The following is a 17,956-nucleotide window of genomic DNA, read 5'->3' as shown; positions in this document are numbered from 1 at the left end:
AACCGTCTAAAGTTTCGCGTGTCCGCTACGCTGGGTTTTGTATATGCCAGACTCACCAGAGCATACATAGCTCATCACGCTGGCAATTGCAGCGTAAATGCCAATCTCCGCACCGAAGAGTTCCATCGCCATCAATGTAGCGGCGATCGGTGTATTAGCGGCGCCTCCAAATACCGCAACAAACCCTAAAGCGGCCATCAAGGTAATCGGCATATGCAGTAACTGTGCCAGCGCATTGCCGAGCGTCGCACCAATATAAAAGAGGGGAGTCACTTCACCCCCCTTGAAGCCGGCACCTAGTGAGGCAACAGTGAACAATGTTTTGCCTACAAAGTCATACAGAGGCAAAGGCTGTTCAAACGCAGACATAATGGTAGGGATACCCAAGCCAATATACCGATCTGCTGTAAACCCCAAAACACAAGCTGTAATGATCGCTCCACCGATGAAAGGTCGCAGTGGTGCGTAAGCAATCCGTTTTTTCATTTGACTAGACAATGCGTGCGTCGACTTCGCAAACAATTGACCGATTACACCGAACATAGCACCAGCGATCACGGTGGCAACGAATCCCCAAACAGAAAGATGTGGCACCACGCCAGCCAAGTAAGTCGTGTGATGCACACCCCAAAAATCACCAACTTGATTCGCAAGCACCGCTGCCAGCACACACGGGAAAATCGCCTCATAGCGCATACGACCCGTTGTCAGCACCTCGATCCCAAACACCCACCCAGCCATTGGGGTGCCAAAAACAGAAGAAAACCCAGCGCTGATCCCTGCCATCAAAATTAAGCGACGATCATCAGACTTCAGTTTCAAGAGGTGCGTGATCTGATCTGCCAGCGCGCCAGCCATTTGTACGGCGGTCCCCTCACGTCCCACAGAGGCGCCTAGCAGTTGCGAGATAGCGGTACCAATAAAAATGAACGGTGCCATTCGAAGTGGAACTGTCTTTTTAGGGTCATGTATTTCATCAATCAGCAGGTTATTGCCGCCTTCGACTTGTTGTCCAAAGCGCAGGTAGAACCAACCAACAACAAAACCGCCAACCGGCAACAACAGAATAAGCCATCGGTGGTCATTGCGAGTATTGGTTGCCCAATCTAAGGTAATCAGGAGGGCGGAGGATGCCGTACCCGCCAGCAGGGCGATCAATGACGCCAACAAAGACCACTTGGCAAAGTAGCAAACCGCTTTAATCATGGTGAATATATTTTGGTTTTTCAAACAATCAAAGCATGAAGTTAACACTTAACAAGTGTTTTGCGGCAGCAAGTCCACTTCGCACAGCGCCTTCCAATACGGCTGGATAGTCAGTGTCGGTGTAGTCGCCGGCTATCAAGAGACGCGGCCAGGGGGTTTGCACACTTGGTCGAAACAGGTTGGGCTGTGCGACAAACGTCGCTCTTTTTTCGATGATCAATTTGTGAGCGATGACTTGCGGCATTGGCAACGTCTGATCTGGGCGATGCTTGAGCTGACTGCTGATCTGTTGGGCGATGGCTGCAATAAAGTTGTCCCTGTCAGTGCGTAAATGGTCGTCTGAGGCGCTGATGACTACTGTCAATTGATCGGGGTAAAGCGAACGATTGAATACCCATTGACCGAAGTGGCCTTGCGCTGGATCTTCGTCCAGCAGTAAAAGAGGCTGGGGTAGGCGCCAAGCTTGCTCAAGCTTGAGCGTCACTGTTGCAATCGCGTTATACCTAAACGCTAGAAGGGCTTGTTTTAATGTGGTGCTCGCGTAGGGATCAGCATCGGTTACCAGTGTTCTGGCAAGGGCGTAAGGTGGGATGGCTGCAACGCAGGCGTCGAACCGCTCCGAATCAATATCGACGTGCTTAGACGAGACGCTAATCGCGCGAACAAGGTGGCGATAGCGCATTTGAACCCGGCTTGCAGCGGCAGCTGGCCACAAGGTCGAAAGATCGACCTTGGGGATTATCAGATCGCTATGGTTTTTTTGTCCTCCGAGGCTGTCACGCAGAACATTTAAAAACAGCTGAGCACTGGCTTGATCGATCGAGGTGTTCAGGGCAGCCAAGCACAAGGGGATCCATAACCGCTGAGTCAGTTGATCGGGCTGCCGATAAAGTGAAAGCAGCGCCTCAACGGTCTGATTAGCTTCTGTTTGCCAGTTCAAACGTCTTAAACCAATCACCAGGCGCGTGGCAGCCCATTTGTCACGCAAGCTCAAACCTCGCGCAGACCAAAGCCCCGCGAACACATTCAAACCTGCTGGCAGGTTAGGGGTGCGCAAACAGAACCAACCATTGGCACTTTCGAGATGCAAGGGTATCCGTTCAAACAAGTCGCTTTGCTTAACGCCTGGGTTCAATTGCGTAATCAAATCAAGACACGCCGAATAAGCACCGAGCAAAAGGTGTTGACCATTATCGAGCATACCCAGATGCTCATCTGCCACCCCGCGTGCACGGCCGCCGGGGGTAGGTGAGGCTTCAAAGACAGTGACCTCATGCCCCGCTTTTGTTAACGCCAGCGCACTGGCAAGGCCTGCCCAACCAGCACCGACGACAGCGATTTTCAAGAGGTCAGGCTGCCTTGTTTAATCTGTTTGATCACGCTTTTGCCACCCAAAACCCAGTTTTTCCAGGCTAACCAGAGCTTTCTCAGTGGGGTGAGCGAGATCCGCTGCTCTAAGACCTGCCATTTTTCGTCCTGAATTTCACCAAGTAGTGCGTAGTAGATCGCTGCCATCATTAAACCAGGCCTTTGCGACCGACGATCTGCCTCACTGAGTGCTGCGATAGCATCCGCGTAAAGTTGCCTTGCCCGGTTCGCTTCAAACGCCATCAAAGCTTCAAAACCTTCGCTATGCTTGCCGTTCAAGATATCGGCCGCTTTGATATTGAATTTTTGCAAATCCTCTATTGGCAGATAGATACGCCCGCGACGGGCGTCGTCTCCCACGTCTCGGATGATATTGGTCATTTGAAACGCGAGCCCTAAATTGCCAGCGTAAGTCAGGGTTTTTTCGTCGGTGTAGCCAAAAATGCTTGCAGAGAGCTCACCCACTACGCCCGCCACCTGCCAACAGTAATGACGCAGGCCTGTCCAGTCGAGATAACGCGTTTGATTAAGATCCATCTCCATCCCATCCACAATGGCATTGAGCCGTTCTGAAGTGATATTGAATTTAATCAACCAGGGCGCCAGCGCTTTCGTCACAGGATGATCGGGTTTGCCTTGATACATCGCCTCGATTTGCGTGCGCCACCAAGCGAGTTTGATTCGGGCAATCGACTCGTCGCTGCATTCATCCACAACGTCGTCGACTTCGCGACAGAATGCATATAAAGCCGTGATGGCTAAGCGTCTTTCGGGTGGGAGAAACAGAAACGCGTAATAAAAACTTGATCCGCTTTTAGCAGCCTTTTCCTGGCAATATTCGATGGGTGTCATAGTGGTTTACTTAATAATCCGCGCCAGAGCATGATGGCCCAATCGGATTTAGCCAGAGTGGGTCTATGACGAAAGACGTCATATTGATTCTTTTCAATAAGATCCAGAATACGCCATCCCCCGTGCATGATTAGGCGCAATTCAAGACCGATCCGACCGGATAAAGTTCTACCCAACGGCTCACCGGATTTTAACAAGCTCCGGCAGCGTTCAGTCTGAAACGCCATGAGGTTTTTAAACGACGTGTCACAAATGTCTTCGCCGATACTTTCTGGTGAGACGCCAAAACGTTGCATTTCGTTGTTGGGCAAATATATACGGCCTTTTTGCCAGTCGAGTGCGACATCCTGAGCAAAATTAATCAGTTGTAAGGCAGTGCAAATGGCGTCAGATTGGGCCATCGACGCCTTATCAGCCTGATTGTAAAGATAAAGCATCAACCGTCCGACCGGGTTGGCAGATCGGGCGCAATAGTGTTGTAAAGCGGTAAAGTCCTCATAACGTTTGGTTTGAATATCTTGCTCAAAAGCCGACAGAAGATCAAAAAATGGGACAAGTGGCAGTTGGTGTTGGCTGATGGTGTCCGCCAACGGAACGAAAATTTTTGCTAAAAAGGCGGGCAAATCAGCCAGTGCCTGGAGGTGACCTGTGGCAACCAAATGGAGAGCATTATGAAACGCTCTGAGTGTCGCCAGCCTCTCATCGGCTGATTCGTGTCCCTCATCGGCAATATCGTCCGCTGCTCGGGCAAAGCGGTAGATTGCTTCGACGGGTTGACGCAAATGCTTAGGTAACACGATGGATGCGACGGGAAAATTCTCGTAATGATCGACAGGCATGGTCAAGGGCTAAGGATTAAAAGTAGGACCAGAACTTTCAAAAGAATGATCTGAAGTGACGTCAGTGCGTTAGACTAACACCTTAGGGTTGCTCCGATTGGCTCCCGAAAAGGAGACTCACATTGAAAGATACTTGCGTATTGATTACGGGTGCAACCAAGGGAATAGGTTGGGCACTTAGTCAGAAGCTCGCCGATCAAGGTTGTCATGTGGTCGGCATCGCCCGTAACACGGCTGAAATTGATTTTCCTGGCTATTTGTATGAATGTGATTTGTCTGATGCGGGTCAAACCGAAGAGGTGCTTCGAACCATTCGGGACAAATTTCCTGTCGACGCAGTCGTCAACAACGTAGGGTCTGCCATATCGCAACCTTTGGGTAGCGTTGACCTGTCGGTGCTGTTTGAGACCTTTGACCTTAACGTGAGAACAGCCGTCCAAGTGACTCAGGCCTTCATTGAGTCAATGAAAGCCCGTCGTGCGGGTCGCATCGTTAATCTTTGCAGCTTATCTGCGAGAGGGGCTCGTGATTCAACCAGCTATGCCGCCGCTAAAAGCGCAATCATTGGATGCACGCTGACTTGGGCGCTTGAACTTGCCGCATACGGGATTACGGTGAATGCTGTTGCCCCTGGCGCAATAGATACTGAGATGTTGATGCACGCCACACCTGGCAAGGATGTCGCTCAGCAACAAGGCACACAGGTGCCCTTGGGTCGCCTCGGATCGGCCAACGAAGTCGCTGCCCTAATTGCTTTTTTACTCTCAGCTGATGCCGGGTTTATTACGGGACAGGTAATCGGGATAGATGGTGGTGGTAGTTTGGCGGGTGTACCGGCTTAGTTAGCTACACTGTCGCATGGCGAAAATAAAAACAGTCTTTGCATGCACTGAATGCGGTGGCGTCAGCCCCAAATGGCTAGGTCAATGCCCTCATTGCACAGCCTGGAACACGCTCGAAGAATCGCTAGATAGTGGCTCGAGCACCGCGCCTGATCATCGCTATGCCCCCCTTGCACCGACCAGTCAGTTAAGAAGCCTGGCTTCCGTTGAGGCTTTAGAGCTTCCCAGGCTATCCACAGGGTTGACCGAGTTTGATCGCGTATTGGGAGGTGGCTTAGTCGCCGGAGCCGTAGTGCTGATCGGCGGCGATCCCGGTATCGGTAAGTCAACTTTGTTGTTGCAGGCGCTTGTTGCTATGTCAGCGCAGGCAAAGGTTCTGTACGTCACCGGTGAAGAATCTGCCGAGCAAGTTGCTTTGCGGGCCAGAAGATTGGGTGCCTCGGGTGCCTCGGTCGATCTGCTTGCTGAAATCCGTTTGGACATTATTCGATCAACGTTGACCGAGCAAAAGCCTGCCGTCGCGGTGATTGATTCGATTCAAACCCTGTATTCAGCTGATCTAACGGCGGCCCCCGGTTCAGTCTCGCAGGTTAGAGAATGCGCTGCACAGTTGACTCGTTTAGCCAAACAGACTGGTGTTCCCATTGTGTTGATTGGGCATGTGACCAAAGACGGCGCGCTGGCAGGGCCACGTGTCCTGGAGCACATGGTCGATACGGTGCTCTATTTTGAGGGTGACACCCATTCGTCGTTTCGTTTGATTCGGGCTTTTAAAAATCGTTTTGGTGCAGTCAACGAGCTTGGCGTTTTTGCCATGACTGATCGTGGTTTGCGCGGGGTGGCGAATCCGTCTGCGCTGTTTCTTTCGCAGCACACTAACCAAGTGGCGGGCTCATGCGTGATGGCGACTCAAGAAGGGACGCGTCCTCTGCTCGTCGAGATCCAAGCCCTTGTCGATACCGCTCATGTGCCCAATCCTCGTCGACTGTCTGTGGGTTTAGAAGGAAATCGTCTGGCCATGCTGCTCGCTGTACTGAATCGTCACGGCGGCGTGAAAACCTACGATCAGGACGTCTTTGTCAACGCAGTGGGCGGCGTGCGCATCACAGAGCCTGCAGCGGATATGGCTGTTTTACTCGCGATCATTTCATCGCTCAGAGATAAGCCCTTACCCGAGGGCCTGGTTGCGTTTGGCGAAATTGGGCTTGCCGGTGAAGTCAGACCCGCCCCCAGAGGGCAAGAACGCCTCAAAGAAGCAGCCAAGCTAGGGTTTAAGATCGCGATGATCCCTAAAGCTAATGCGCCCAAGCAAGCCATTGAAGGTCTTGAAATCTGGCCAGTCGAACGGTTACAAGAAATGATGGACAAGTTGCGGTCTTAGGTTTTGCTTCGCGCGATGCACAATGTTGGCTAACCAAGTGATTAAAGATCATAGGGATGACAGGTATATTTAAACTAGCAATGAAGCAGGTTTGGCGTGATGCACGCGCAGGCGATTTATTGCTCTTGGCTTTGACAATTGTCGTCGCCGTTGCTGCCCTCAGCACCGTTAGTATGCTTGCCGACAGCGCACGCCAGGGATTAGAGCGCGACGCCGGCCAGTTGCTCGGTGCTGATTTGCTTGTTGAAACCGATGCGGCGATTGCTGAAGAATGGCTTACACAAGCTAAGCAACAGAGTCTTCAGGTCGCGCAGACTTGGCAGTTTCCTTCGATGTTGAGCACTGAAGAACATTCACTCTTGGTCTCCGTCAAGGCAGTATCGACCCACTATCCGCTGAGAGGGAACCTCAGGATATCGACAGACGCCGAGCAAGCTGATCGCGCCGCTACGACTATTCCCGCACCAGGCAAGCTCTGGGTTGATCCTCAGGTCCTAACGGGACTCGACGTAAAAACGGGCGCTCAGCTTACGCTCGGAGACGTCAACCTGGTCTTGGATGCACTGATTACTCAAGAGCCTGATCGCGGGACTCAGTTTATGAACTTGGCACCCAGGGTGATGTTCAACGCCGCTGACCTCGAGCGGACTGGACTGGTTGTACTGGGCAGTCGAGTTAAATACGCTTTGTTAGTGGCTGGACAGCCCCAGCAAGTTGAAAACTTTCGGGCTTGGCTAGTACCTCGTTTACAACCAGGTCAAAAAATCGTCACAATCGAATCCGGACGGCCGGAAATTCGGCAGTCGCTTGAGCGAGCCCAGCAATTTTTAACCTTGGTTGGTTTGCTGGCGACCTTAATCGCGGCAATCGCCCTTGTCTTGGGTGCCCGTCAGTTCAAGCAACGTCACAGAAAAAGTGTTGTGGTCATGCGCTGTTTGGGTGCAACCCAGAAGATGCTCGTCCAGCTTTTTCTGCTTGAGTTTTTTATCGTCGGCCTGATAGGATCCCTTGCCGGTGTGTCCCTCGGTTTTATCGGACAAAGATTGATTGCTCGGGTGCTTGATGGTCTATCTGGTGTTTCGTTCCCATCACCTCATCCTTTAGCCATGCTGCAAGCGATGGGCTTGGGGGTGTTTCTGTTATTAATGTTGGCCACGCCGAGTTTGCTTGAACTGAATCGGGTTGCGCCGAGGCAAATATTTAAGACAAGCGCTGGTCATTGGGTTGTCCCTGTCATTCGCGCCTATCTTCCAGCAACAGTTGGTATGCTCGTGTTTCTGTGCTGGGTGGCTAAGGATGTCAAGTTAGGTTTGTTGCTGGCAGCAGGTTTTGCTGCGGCCACGGCAATTTTTTCTCTCATCAGTTACGGTTCAATGAAGGTACTTGCTGTCTGGCGTGTTCGTTTTGTCACCAGCGCCGCGTTGAGATTTGGTCTGTCTTGCCTCATACGCCGACGACATGCCATTGTTGTTCAAATCAGCGCGCTCGCTGCGGGCATGATGGCTGTATTGTTGCTAACGATTGTGAGAACCGATTTGCTAGAAGGCTGGCAGAGAACCATCCCGCCAGATGCGCCGAATCGCTTCATGATCAACATACAGCCGGATCAGTTGGAGGCCGTTAAACAGGACTTTACGCAAAAAAAGCACGAAACGACTGCGCTATATCCGATGATAAGAGGGCGTTTGATTGAACGTAACGGAAAACCGCTCGGCTCGGTTGATTTTGATGATGCTCGAGCTAAGCAGCTCATTGACCGGGAGTTCAATCTTTCCTACGCCTCCAGTTTGCCGAAAGAAGCATTCATTGAGCAGGGTCGCGACCTTAACGGCGCCGCCGATGAGGTATCACTCGAATCAGGCTTAGCCAAGACCTTGCGGCTGAACTTGAATGATGAGCTTGTATTCGACGTCGCCGGTCGTTTGGTCCATGTTCACGTCACCAGTATTAGAAAAGTGAATTGGGATTCGATGAAACCCAATTTTTTTGCGATTACGAGTCCGATCGCACTAGAAGGGCAACCTCAGACGTGGATGACGGCTTTTCAGCTTAAGTCCGACGAAGGGGTCTGGTTGCAAAATCTATTGCGACGCTACCCCAATGTCACGGTTTTTGACGTCGGCGCCATTTTGGCTCAGCTTCGCGATGTTTTAAATAAAGTGGCTTTCGCTGTTCAAGGCCTGTTTGGTTTTTCGGTTGTTGCCGGTGTCCTGGTCTTGGTGATGGCCTTGTCATCCACACGTGACGAGCGAATTCGTGAGGCCGCATTGTTGAGGGCACTTGGTGCGACAAGGGATCAATTGAGCCGCGCCCAGCGAATTGAATTCTTTATAACAGGCCTGATTGCGGGGCTTCTGGCCGCAGGGGGAGCAACCGTCATTGCCTGGGCCTTGTCTGAGTGGGTCTTTCATTTTCCCATTTCGTTTTCGTTGCTGCCCTGGTTGATCGGCGTCTGCGCCTGTGTCTTTGGCAGTTGGCTGATAGGATTCCTGACGCTCGGCGCCGTGCTGCGCGCATCGCCGCTCAGCGTGTTGCGGCAAGTGAATTAAATTTATGTCTACTGATAGCAACCCTGCGCAAACCTTGACCGTCACGACCACAAGCTCTCAACTTGTGCCCGGATTCGCACACGCAAAGCACGCTCACGTGGATGTATTTTTTGATCCGACAAGACTGCTTTCACCCGATCTGTCGTGGTTCGACCCCACCGCTTCAAGTCAGACGTCCATACCTGTTTCCAAGGGCGGTCGAAACGCAGCTTGGTTTGTTGTGATTGCCGGGCTCGCTGCCGTGTTGCGAAGATATTGTCGTGGTGGCTGGGCGGCCAAACTATCCAAAGACCTTTATGTCTGGACTGGCCTGCAAAATACGCGGGCTTTCAAAGAGTTGCATTTGCTCCATCGCATCTATTTGCAGGGTATCAAAGTGCCTCGACCGCTCGCGGTCGCGGTTTGGCGCTATGGATTTGTTTATCGTGCCGCTATCATCACCGAACGGATTGCCGGCGCCCGTCCACTAAGCGATTGCCTTAGCCCGGTAATTTGGGACAGGGCAGGGCAAGCAATCCGGCACATGCATCGCCTAGGCATCTATCACGCTGATTTGAACGTGTTTAATATCCTGGTCGACGCGGACGATCAGATCTGGTTAATCGACTTTGATCGGTGCTGGCAGGGATACCTCGACGAAAAAGCTTGTCAGGCTAACCTCGACCGACTAAAGCGCTCAGTCATCAAGGTTAATGAAAATTTACTTAGCGAATGCTATCGCGCTTTGTTGATCGGTTACGATCCTAATCTCGATGCAGGAGCCAAGTAATCATATGTTTTCACAGCAAGAGTTAAAGCAGCAAGCAGCAGATGCGGCAATGGCGTTGGTCCTTCCTATGCTTGATTCTCAGGCGATTGTTGGTGTGGGGACCGGCTCGACCGCAGACCTGTTTATTGATAGCCTGATCAGGCACGCTGATCGTTTTTATGCGGCGGTTGCAAGCTCTGAAAGAAGCGCTCAACGCCTGATCGCCGGCGGTATCCGCGTGGTCGACTTAAATGCCGTGACGTTCATGCCGGTCTATGTCGATGGGGCTGATGAGATCAATCTTCAGCTAGAGATGATTAAAGGCGGTGGTGGCGCGCTGACTCGCGAAAAAATCGTTGCCTCTGTCGCCGAAAAATTTATCTGTATTGCCGATGGATCCAAGCTGGTGAATCAGCTGGGGAGTTTCCCATTGCCATTAGAAGTGATCCCCATGGCGCGCGAGTCGGTTGCGCGCGCGCTGATCGCGCTGGGCGGGCGGCCGATTCCCAGAACCGGTTTTGTGACGGACAATGGTAATGAGATCCTGGATATTCACGAGCTTACGATTGTTGACGCAAAAGCTTTGGAAACTGCTATAAACAATATTCCTGGTGTGGTTTGTAATGGCCTATTCGCTCTCAAAGCGGCAGACGTTGCACTGCTAGCCACGAATGACAAGGGTGTGTACCGGATTGGATGAATACCCTTGATGACGGTTTAGTGTCATGAAAGTGACACAAGACTCACTTAAGATTACCGAATGATGGGTTGAGGTTTTGTAACCTCAATGAACTTTTTAATATGAGCCACAGACATGACCGAGCACACTCTCAAGCAGTTTGACGTAGAAATTGAGCGGGTTCGCACCATGCTGCTTCAGATGGGCGGCTTGGTTGAATCTATGGTTGCTGATGCGATCAACGTCTTGTCGACGGGTGATCTGACCATCATCGATCGCATCAAGGCCAGTGAAAAAGAAGTTAACAGGCTCGAAATTGAAATTGACGAGCGTGTAACCGGCACTATGGTTAGAAATCAGCCAACAGCCAGCGATTTGCGTATGTTGTTGTCAATCATGAAAATGTTGACCGACATGGAGCGCTCGGGTGACGAAGCCGAAAAAATCGCGCTGGCAGCCAAGCGTATCCACGAAGATACGCAGGCCTTCTTGCCTGCGATCGAGTTGCTTCACATGACCAACTGCGTGATCGCCATGCTCAATCAAGTCATGGATGCGTTCGCTCGTCATGATGCGGTGTTGGCAGCTAAGGTGGTGCGTAGCGACAAGGAAGTTGATCGCGAATGGAAAGCGACTTTCCGTAAGCTGATTGATGCCATGATGGCAGACCCGAGAACGATTACGCGTGCAATTGACTTGATGTTTATTGCCCGGTCTATTGAGCGTATTGGTGATCACAGCAAAAACATGGCAGAGCGGGTCATCTATTTGATTCACGGTGATGATGTTCGGCATCAAGGCGTCAAGTACGCCGAATCCCTGGTTGCCGGAAAGTCCGACGCGTCTGCTACCAGGCCTTAACCGTTGATTGCGTTGATCAGATAGGTACCGGTTGAAAAGTAAAAACAGCCCTGACGGGCTGTTTTTATTTGCGCTTAGCCGGGTCTAGCCTGCGACGTATCCTTGCGCTTCAACGTCGCCATCTTCAAACAAATATTTTTGCATTTGTTCTTTAAGGTACTTGCGTGCGCGTGAATCGGCCAGATTCAGGCGGTTTTCGTTGACCAGACGCGTCTGAACGTCCATCCAGTTCTGCCAGGCCTCTTTCGAAATCTCCTGCCAGATTCTGGTACCCATATCACCAGGATAAGGGGGTAAGTCCAAACCAGGCAGTTCTTTTTTTAGTTTCAGGCAGTTAACGATACGACTCATCTTGCTTTCCTTAGAGACGTTTAATAAAAATCAGGCTGTTTCTTGACCGATTGTAGTGTGCCTGCTTTTCTTTTGGCAGGTCGGCCACACCCCCTTGCACAAAACCTCGCTTAATAAACCAATGCGAAGTTCTGGTGGTCAATACAAACAGTCGTTTGGCGCCATGACCGCGGGCACGAGACTCCATGTGTCTCAGCAAAATCTCACCTTCGCCTGTGCCTTGCCATTCAGGGTGCACAATCAGGCAACCCATCTCAGCCATTTGGTCTTCAGCGAAAGCGTGCAGCGTGGCGCAACCGTAAATAACGCCGTCATGCTCCAGGACAGTAAAGTTCTCGACATCGCGTTCGATGACGGCTCTGCCTCGCTTGACCAAGGTGCCATCTTCTTCAAGAGGTTCAATGAGTTGCAGGATTGCACCGACGTCATCGATGGTGGCCGGGCGCAAATCGTCCAGTGTGTCTTCGACGACCATGGTGCCCACGCCATCATGCGTAAAGATCTCGAGTAAGACAACGCCATCAGTGTTGAAAGGCACCAAATGAGCACGCGTGACGCCGCGCTTGACGGCCTTAGAGGCGTACTGCAAATAAAATGCAGTGTCCTCATCAAGGCCACCCGCGGCAAGCAAGGCGTCGGCATCCAGGCGAGCTAGCTCAGTGTTGACATTGCCATCGGCGTCAATGACTCCTTGTCCTTGAGTCAAGAAAATCAACTTCTCTGCACGCAAAGACGTTGCCACACTGGTGGCAAGTTCTTCCATGGCTAGATTAAAGGCCTCACCAGTCGGCGAGAAACCAAGAGGGGATAACAATACGATCGAGCCGCGTTCAATGGCGAACTTCAAGGCTTCGACATCGATTTTTCTGACTTGCCCGGTATGTCGGTAATCAACCCCATCGATGATGCCAGTTGGCCGCGCGGTGACGAAGTTACCCGAGATAACCCGGATTTGGGCATGAGACATCGGGGTGTTGGGCAAACCTTGACTAAACGCGGCCTCGATGTCCAACCGAATCTCGCCGGCTGCTTCTTTTGCACATTCGAGTGCATCAGGATCCATCGGCTCACGGCCGCGTCCGAACTGTTGCTGAAAACCTTTCAAGCGAAGCTGCTCGTTGACTTGCGGCCGGGATCCGTGCACGAGAACCAGTTTGATCCCAAGCGCAGATAAAAGAGAAAGATCCTCGATCAGGTTGTTTAGCGCATTAGCCTGAACGAGCTCGCCGCCAAAGGCGACAACGAACGTCTTGCCGCGAAAGGCGTGAACATAAGGTGCAACCTCTCGAAACCAGCGCACAAACTGGGCAGGGGAGAACTCAGTCGCTTCTTGTGCCGATAGGGTGTCGGCTTCCTCGAGAGGGGATGTTGTCACGGGTTGTTTTGTCTCAAAAAAGGTTAATAGAAAACATTATGTTGCGAGATTTTATAATGCGTTCTACTTTTGACAGGAATATATGCCCGAAACTCAGCTGTCAGCCGAATTCTCATTGCAAAGCGTTGTCAATTCTCCACGACAAACGCCCGCTATCGAATACCCCGAAGACCTGCCAGTCAGTGCCAGACGCGATGAAATCGCCACAACCATTGATAGGCATCAGGTTGTCATTTTGAGCGGAGAAACCGGATCTGGAAAAACCACTCAGCTTCCGAAAATATGTTTAGCGCTAGGTAGAGGGCTCAACAAAATGATTGCCCACACCCAGCCAAGACGTCTGGCGGCCAGCTCCGTGGCCAAACGAATTGCTCAAGAGTTAAAAAGCGAACTCGGTGACTGGGTCGGTTATCAAATCCGGTTTCAGGATAAAAGCAGTAAGACAACGGCTATCAAGTTGATGACCGACGGGATTTTGCTTGCTGAATCTCAACGAGATCCCTTGCTTAACCGCTACGACACCATCATTATCGACGAAGCACACGAACGAAGTCTCAATATTGATTTTTTGTTGGGCTACTTGCTCCAGCTGTTGCCCCGACGGCCAGATCTAAAACTGATTATTACTTCAGCGACGATTGACGCCACCCGTTTTGCCAGGCATTTCGCTGACGCAAACGGGAATCCGGCGCCGGTCATTGAGGTCTCGGGGCGGTTGTTTCCTGTGGATATCCGCTATCGTCCGATCAAACCCGATAACCTTGCTGACGGTACGCAGGTACAGCAGCCTCAAGCGGCCCTCGCTGCAGCAACGAATCCCTCTGCACGAGATGAAGAACGAGAACTGGTCAATGCTTTGCTTGATGCGGTCGATGAATGCGCGCGCGCCGGGTCGGGGGATATCCTGGTGTTTTTGCCTGGCGAGCGAGAGATCCGTGAGGCAGCAATAGCTTTGCGCAAAACCCAGCACTCAAGCACACAAATTTTGCCCCTCTACGCACGCTTGTCGCAAGAAGAACAAGAGCAAATTTTCAAACCTAAAACGAACGCGCGCCGCGTTGTCTTGGCAACCAACGTCGCTGAAACGTCGCTGACTGTTCCCGGTATCCGGTTTGTGATTGATAGCGGCTTAGCAAGAGTCAAGCGCTATTCTTGGCGTAACAAAGTTGAGCAGTTACGCATTGAGCCAGTGAGCCAAGCATCGGCTAATCAAAGGGCTGGTCGCTGCGGCCGTCTTGGCCCAGGTATTTGTATCCGGCTGTACGACGAAATCGATTTCAAGCAACGCGACGCCTTCACAGATCCAGAAATCCTTCGGGCGTCGCTCGCCAGTGTTATTTTAAGAATGAAATCGCTCGGTTGGGACGAGATCGAGCAGTTTCCTTTTGTCGACCCACCCACGGGGCGCGCGATCGCCGACGGCTATCACCTGTTACAAGAATTGGGTGCGATCAGTCAGGATGTGGAACAGGGCGGGTCATTGACTGCCACAGGCAAATCACTGGCAAAGCTCCCCCTGGATCCGCGTATTGGTCGAATGATTTTGGCTGCCCGTGATCAACATTGCATGGCTGAGATGCTCGTCGTTGCTGCTGCCCTGTCCGTTCAGGATCCGCGCGATAGGCCGATGCAGGCTAGAGAACTTGCAGATCAAGCTCACAGTAAATTCGCAGACGATAAGTCAGAGTTTCTGACCTATCTCAAATTGTGGACGTGGTATCACGAGCAACTCGCACAGAAATTGCCGCAACGCAAACTGGTTGCTTTGTTGAGACAAAACTTCCTGTCACCAATGCGCATGCGTGAATGGCATGATATCCATCATCAGCTTAAATCCTTGATTGATGAACACGGTTGGCGGTTGAACCAGACTGAAGCAACATACGAGCAATTGCACCTGGCGTTAATGGCGGGCTTACTGGGCAATTTAGGTCTGAAATCTGAAGAAAGCACTCAATACCTTGGTGCACGAGATATAAAGTTCTGGATTAATCCCGGATCCAAACTTGCGAAGAAGGTGGGTAAATGGATTATGGCTGCCGAAATCATGGACACTGGCAAGCTTTATGCGCGCTGTGTGGCGAAAATCGACCCGACCTGGATTGAACGGATCGCCAAGCATTTGCTCAGAAAAAGCTGGTTTGATCACCGTTGGGAAAAAAAACTGGGGCAGGTCGTGGCAAATGAGCGAGCCACGCTCTATGGGTTGCACGTTTATTCTGGCAGGCGAGTGCACTATGGCCCGATTGATCCAAAACAGGCCAGAGAGATTTTTATTTTGCAAGGCTTAGTGCCTGGCGAAATCAATTCATCCTTGCCATTTATCGTCCAAAACCGCAAGCTGATAGAACAAATCGAGAAGCTTGAACATCAATCGAGACGTCCCGATATCCTGGTGGATGACAGCTTGATCAAGGCATTTTACGAGGCAGCCCTGCCAGAGGGCATTCATCAAACTGCAACGCTCGAGCATTGGTACAAAGGCCTGTCCAAGGAAGAGGCAGCCAAGCTGGTGCTGACCCGAGACGCTTTGATGCGCCATGAAGCGGCAGGGGTAACGACAGAGGTGTTTCCAAAGATACTCAGCTGGCAAGGGGTCGACCTGGCGGTTGATTATCATTTTGAACCCGGTTCGCCGCGAGATGGCATCACCCTGACCGTACCACTTTACTTTTTAAATAAAGTCGACGCTGATCGTTGCGAGTGGCTCGTCCCAGGCATGCTGAAAGAGAAAGCACTGCTTTTACTGAAATCATTGCCACAAAAAATTCGGCGCCACTGTGTGCCTTTGCCGGACTACGCTGCGGGGTTTTATGAGCGTTATTTTGATCGCTTAGGCAATCCATCCTCCACCTTGATCGATGCGTTGATTGCTGACGTCACAGAGCAACTTGGGATCAGACCCACTGTTGCGGATTTCAAGACTGAGACTTTACCCGCCCATCTATTTATGTCGTTTAAAGTTGTCGACGAACACGGACGCATGTTGACGGCGGGTCGAAATCTGGCGCAAATCAGAGCTGATCTTGGCAAACAAGCGCAAAGCAGTTTCACGAAAATGGTCACGAGTGATCATCAGGTTGCAAAGTCTATTGCCCACGATCATCTGACCGAATGGACTTTCGGTGAATTGCCCGAGCTACTTGAAATTAAGAAGAAGTCGCAAACAGTGATCGGTTACCCGGCTTTGGTCGATCAAGGTAGCGACTGCTCGCTTGATGTCTTCGATGAGCCTCAGGCGGCCGCTCTAGCCCACCGCAAAGGTCTATTGCGCTTGTTCAAGATAGGCTTAAAAGAGCAGGTTAAGTTTCTTGAGAAAAATCTGCACGAGCTTACGAAGCTCGGAATGCTTTTCCTGCCGCTGGGGACTCAAGAGCAGCTACGCGATCAAATTATCGATCGCGCCATTGACTTGGCCTGCCTAAATGATAAGTTACCAACCGATGCCCAGTCTTTCGAGGCAAAGCGTATCGAGGGTAGGGTGAAAGTCGGGTTGTTGGCACAAGAAGTTGCGCGTTTAGCCGGATCCGTTCTTGAGGCGTACACCGCGCTGATTCGTAAATTGCCGCAAGCCAAGGCTTACCCCAACACACACCAGGACATTCTGCAGCAAATCCAAGCTCTGATCACTAGGGATTTCGTCTCCACCATACCGCAAGCGCAGTTGACCCACGTACCGCGTTATTTAAAGGCTGCAGCCACCCGTATCGAAAAACTACGCAGCGATTCAGCTCGTGATGCAAAACTGATGGCAGAGATGGCACCCTTGTTGTCCCAATATGCAAGAACACGGTCAGGACAAAAAGGGGCGGCCGATCCCGCACTTGATGAATTCAGGTGGTTACTCGAAGAGTTGCGTGTGGCGTTATTCGCTCAAGAGCTACGCACCCCGATGCCCGTCTCGGTCAAACGGCTTGAAAAAGCCTGGGCGACCATGCAACGCTGATGCCCAGCAACTTAGGAAATCACAAACAAGACAATCGCCAGGCCGATCAAACCGAATTTCGTGGCCTTATAAAGCGGTCGGTTGGCTTTTTTGAATGCTCTGCGTTTTTGATCAAGCAACCAATGCCAGTGAGTCAGCCGGTTAATAAAACCAGTTTGATCGGAGCCTGAGTTGGGTGAACTGGCCGCCGACATCATGACTCGGCCAAACCAATGGTTGAACGCTTGTGCCCAGCCCCACTTGAGGGGCCGCTCAATGTCGCAGAACAAAATAATACGATTCTTGTCCGTGTGGTTGTAGGCTTCGTGTACGTAGGTTTCATCAAAAATGACACCTTGCCCGTCACGCCAACTATGCCGAATCCCATCCACATCGATATAGCATTGATCATCATTGGGTGTTGCTAAGCCCAAGTGATAACGTAATGAGCCCGCGTAAGGGTCCCGATGTGGATTCAGTTGTCCCCCTGGTGGCAATTCGGCAAACATAGCCGCTTTGACACTCGGGATTCGATTGAGAAGTGCGACGGTTTTTGGGCATAACTGTTCAGCCGAGGGGTGTTTGGCGTCATACCACTTCAAATAGAACCGCTTCCAACCGTATTTGAAAAACGAATTAAAACCAATGTCATTATGGAGCTCTGGTGCTTTGATTTCACGAAGCTGGGCCAAATGCAGCGCTTCGTCCCGAATGGTTTCCCAGTTGTCTTCCAGTAACTTAAGTTCACTTAGCGTCTCGACAGGGATGTAAGGGGTGGTGGCAACTTTGGACGTCAACACCATCAAGGCGTTCAGCGGGGCAAGCAAAATTGAGTGATCGAGTAGCTGTCTGCCGAGTGGCAACCTGACGTAGCCGCGAAAATGGGCAAACAGAACCGAGCCTAACCAGGCTAAAAGAATCACCCATTTCATATTGTCATCCTCTACAACTACCTTTATCAGCTACTAAAAATGCCTGCG

Annotated in this window: 14 protein-coding genes; 7 read left to right on the top strand and 7 right to left on the bottom strand. The window is 51.3% G+C overall.

The annotated features are described in order from the left end of the window. Positions 1-6 precede the first annotated feature (6 nt). The 4 genes from BCM14_RS10815 to hpnC are packed head-to-tail and all read right to left on the bottom strand — an operon-like array spanning position 7 to position 4,265. Positions 7-1,206 (bottom strand): voltage-gated chloride channel family protein, encoded by a 1,200-nt coding sequence (locus BCM14_RS10815; protein ID WP_106228053.1) that lies wholly within the window; start codon positions 1,204-1,206, stop codon positions 7-9. A gap of 28 nt (positions 1,207-1,234) precedes the next feature. After that, positions 1,235-2,551 carry a hydroxysqualene dehydroxylase HpnE gene (gene hpnE, locus BCM14_RS10810; RefSeq protein ID WP_106228052.1) on the bottom strand — a complete coding sequence of 439 codons (1,317 nt, stop codon included), beginning with the start codon at positions 2,549-2,551 and terminating at the stop codon, positions 1,235-1,237. Next, positions 2,548-3,426 (bottom strand): presqualene diphosphate synthase HpnD, encoded by an 879-nt coding sequence (hpnD, locus tag BCM14_RS10805; RefSeq protein ID WP_106228051.1) that lies wholly within the window; start codon positions 3,424-3,426, stop codon positions 2,548-2,550. Before hpnD ends, hpnE begins: the two co-directional genes overlap by 4 nt. After that, on the bottom strand, positions 3,423-4,265 hold the full coding sequence (hpnC, locus tag BCM14_RS10800) for a squalene synthase HpnC (protein WP_106228050.1): 843 nt from the start codon (positions 4,263-4,265) through the stop codon (positions 3,423-3,425). Before hpnC ends, hpnD begins: the two co-directional genes overlap by 4 nt. 122 nt (positions 4,266-4,387) lie before the next feature. Between hpnC and BCM14_RS10795 the strand changes: the two genes are divergently transcribed. From BCM14_RS10795 to phoU, 6 genes are all read left to right on the top strand, one after another. Further along, a complete protein-coding gene (locus BCM14_RS10795) occupies positions 4,388-5,107 on the top strand; it encodes an SDR family oxidoreductase (RefSeq protein ID WP_106228049.1) in 720 nt (239 codons plus the stop codon). A gap of 16 nt (positions 5,108-5,123) precedes the next feature. Further along, a complete protein-coding gene (radA, locus tag BCM14_RS10790; RefSeq protein ID WP_106228048.1) occupies positions 5,124-6,488 on the top strand; it encodes a DNA repair protein RadA in 1,365 nt (454 codons plus the stop codon). 56 nt (positions 6,489-6,544) lie between these two features. Next, complete coding sequence (locus tag BCM14_RS10785; protein ID WP_106228047.1) at positions 6,545-9,037, top strand: ABC transporter permease; 2,493 nt, start codon at positions 6,545-6,547, stop codon at positions 9,035-9,037. A 4-nt stretch (positions 9,038-9,041) separates the two neighbouring features. Then, positions 9,042-9,806: a 3-deoxy-D-manno-octulosonic acid kinase gene (locus BCM14_RS10780; protein ID WP_106228046.1), complete on the top strand. Its 765-nt coding sequence runs from the start codon at positions 9,042-9,044 to the stop codon at positions 9,804-9,806. A 4-nt stretch (positions 9,807-9,810) separates the two neighbouring features. Beyond that, entirely contained in the window at positions 9,811-10,485 is a 675-nt protein-coding gene (rpiA, locus tag BCM14_RS10775; protein ID WP_106228282.1) for a ribose-5-phosphate isomerase RpiA, read from the top strand. Positions 10,486-10,599: 114 nt separating this feature from the next. Next, positions 10,600-11,325: a phosphate signaling complex protein PhoU gene (gene phoU / locus BCM14_RS10770; RefSeq protein ID WP_106228045.1), complete on the top strand. Its 726-nt coding sequence runs from the start codon at positions 10,600-10,602 to the stop codon at positions 11,323-11,325. Between the two features lie 84 nt (positions 11,326-11,409). Here the strand turns inward: phoU and BCM14_RS10765 are convergent, their stop codons facing one another. Further along, a complete protein-coding gene (locus BCM14_RS10765; RefSeq protein WP_106228044.1) occupies positions 11,410-11,676 on the bottom strand; it encodes an oxidative damage protection protein in 267 nt (88 codons plus the stop codon). A gap of 10 nt (positions 11,677-11,686) precedes the next feature. Beyond that, complete coding sequence (gene argA / locus BCM14_RS10760) at positions 11,687-13,051, bottom strand: amino-acid N-acetyltransferase (protein WP_106228043.1); 1,365 nt, start codon at positions 13,049-13,051, stop codon at positions 11,687-11,689. An 82-nt stretch (positions 13,052-13,133) separates the two neighbouring features. Here argA and hrpA point away from each other — a divergent pair, with 82 nt between their 5' ends. After that, complete coding sequence (gene hrpA, locus BCM14_RS10755) at positions 13,134-16,997, top strand: ATP-dependent RNA helicase HrpA (RefSeq protein ID WP_106228042.1); 3,864 nt, start codon at positions 13,134-13,136, stop codon at positions 16,995-16,997. Between the two features lie 11 nt (positions 16,998-17,008). On the opposite strand, the gene BCM14_RS10750 is transcribed toward hrpA, so the two are convergent. Next, positions 17,009-17,908 (bottom strand): aspartyl/asparaginyl beta-hydroxylase domain-containing protein, encoded by a 900-nt coding sequence (locus BCM14_RS10750; RefSeq protein ID WP_106228041.1) that lies wholly within the window; start codon positions 17,906-17,908, stop codon positions 17,009-17,011. Positions 17,909-17,956: the final 48 nt, after the last annotated feature.

The sequence above is a fragment of the Jezberella montanilacus genome, from assembly GCF_003003055.1.
Taxonomy (GTDB): domain Bacteria; phylum Pseudomonadota; class Gammaproteobacteria; order Burkholderiales; family Burkholderiaceae_B; genus Zwartia; species Zwartia montanilacus.
The sequence above is the reverse complement of the archived record's forward strand: the minus strand, read 5'-3'. Positions and strand labels throughout refer to the sequence as shown.

Bases quoted from the DNA above. Each gene is read 5' to 3' on its own strand.
- hpnC (WP_106228050.1), bottom strand. From the start codon at position 4,265: ATGCCTGTCGATCATTACGAGAATTTTCCCGTCGCATCCATCGTGTTA.
- BCM14_RS10765 (WP_106228044.1), bottom strand. From the start codon at position 11,676: ATGAGTCGTATCGTTAACTGCCTGAAACTAAAAAAAGAACTGCCTGGT.
- BCM14_RS10785 (WP_106228047.1), top strand. From the start codon at position 6,545: ATGACAGGTATATTTAAACTAGCAATGAAGCAGGTTTGGCGTGATGCA.
- BCM14_RS10780 (WP_106228046.1), top strand. From the start codon at position 9,042: ATGTCTACTGATAGCAACCCTGCGCAAACCTTGACCGTCACGACCACA.
- rpiA (WP_106228282.1), top strand. From the start codon at position 9,811: ATGTTTTCACAGCAAGAGTTAAAGCAGCAAGCAGCAGATGCGGCAATG.
- BCM14_RS10750 (WP_106228041.1), bottom strand. From the start codon at position 17,908: ATGAAATGGGTGATTCTTTTAGCCTGGTTAGGCTCGGTTCTGTTTGCC.
- BCM14_RS10815 (WP_106228053.1), bottom strand. From the start codon at position 1,206: ATGATTAAAGCGGTTTGCTACTTTGCCAAGTGGTCTTTGTTGGCGTCA.
- hpnD (WP_106228051.1), bottom strand. From the start codon at position 3,426: ATGACACCCATCGAATATTGCCAGGAAAAGGCTGCTAAAAGCGGATCA.
- radA (WP_106228048.1), top strand. From the start codon at position 5,124: ATGGCGAAAATAAAAACAGTCTTTGCATGCACTGAATGCGGTGGCGTC.
- phoU (WP_106228045.1), top strand. From the start codon at position 10,600: ATGACCGAGCACACTCTCAAGCAGTTTGACGTAGAAATTGAGCGGGTT.
- hrpA (WP_106228042.1), top strand. From the start codon at position 13,134: ATGCCCGAAACTCAGCTGTCAGCCGAATTCTCATTGCAAAGCGTTGTC.